This is a genomic window from Rhodoferax sp. U2-2l (assembly GCF_020594515.1).
GTDB lineage: Bacteria > Pseudomonadota > Gammaproteobacteria > Burkholderiales > Burkholderiaceae_C > Rhodoferax.
Map to the genome: position 1 here is coordinate 1 of NZ_JAJCTH010000038.1, position 1,129 is coordinate 1,129.

Consider the following 1,129-nt stretch of genomic DNA (forward strand, 5'->3'; position numbering starts at 1 on the left):
TGCGCAAGCATGGTCGCCAAGGATGGGGACGTGCGGCATCATTGGCGGCCATGCCGATCGATAAAACTCCCAAGCCGTTAACCCCAGAGCAACAGATCAAGGAGCTTGAGGTGCAACTGGCACAAGCGCAAGAAAAGGCCAAGCTGTTTGAAGCGGTGCTCGATGTTCTGAAGAAGGACTACGGCGTGCGTGTCGTAAAAAAGCCTTTGTGCAAGTCCTCGCACAAGACCTCGTCAAGGGGCTGAGCGTATCCAGGGCTTGTCAGCACATGGGGATGAGCCGCCAAGCGTACTACCAAGGCCAGCAAAGGGCTGCAGCGCGCAGTGTGCAGGCCCAAGCAGTGGTGCAATTGGTCAGGCAGCGACGAGTGCGTCAGCCCCGGCTGGGCACCCGCAAGCTGCATCACCTGTTGCAAGAGCCGCTCAAAAAGGCTGGAATTGTGCTGGGGCGTGACGCCATGTTTGATGTGTTGCGAAACGCCGGGATGCTGGTGCCAACCCGCCGGGCGTATCACAAAACAACCGACAGTCACCACCGGTTGCGGCGCCACCCCAACTTGGTAAAGCACGGCCCTGAGCAGATCAAGGTCACGGGCAGTGAGCAGCTGTGGGTGGCCGATATCACCTACCTACCCACCGCGGACAAATTTGTTTACTTGAGCTTGGTGACCGACGCACATTCAAGAAAGATCGTCGGCTGGCACGTTCATGCGAGCTTGCAGACCGAGGAGGTCGCTCAAGCCATGAAGATGGCGTTGCGCGCTCGCCAGACGCGCCAGACCTTGGTGCACCATTCGGAGCGGGGGATCCAGTACTGCTCGACCTATTACCAAGCGCTGCATCAGCGACATGGCATTCAATGTTCAATGACTGACGGCTATGACTGCTACCAAAACGCGCTGGCCGAGCGTGTGAATGGCATCCTCAAGGCAGAGTTTTTGCTTGCGCGCCCCGCGGACCTTGATCAAGCCAAACGCATGGTGGCGCAGTCGATACAGATCTACAACACGGAACGACCGCATTTATCGCTGAAAATGCAAACGCCCGATGTGGTGCATCGGGCGTCTATCGCCGGTTAACCCCGGCACTTTTCAACCGTTCTGAGTGTCAACGCAATTCAGGACGGGTCA

Annotated in this window: 1 pseudogene; it reads left to right on the forward strand. The window is 57.7% G+C overall.

The features are described 5' to 3' along the window. Positions 1-1,078: pseudogene (locus LHU53_RS19570) on the forward strand (IS3 family transposase); the annotation flags it as partial. Positions 1,079-1,129 lie beyond the last annotated feature (51 nt).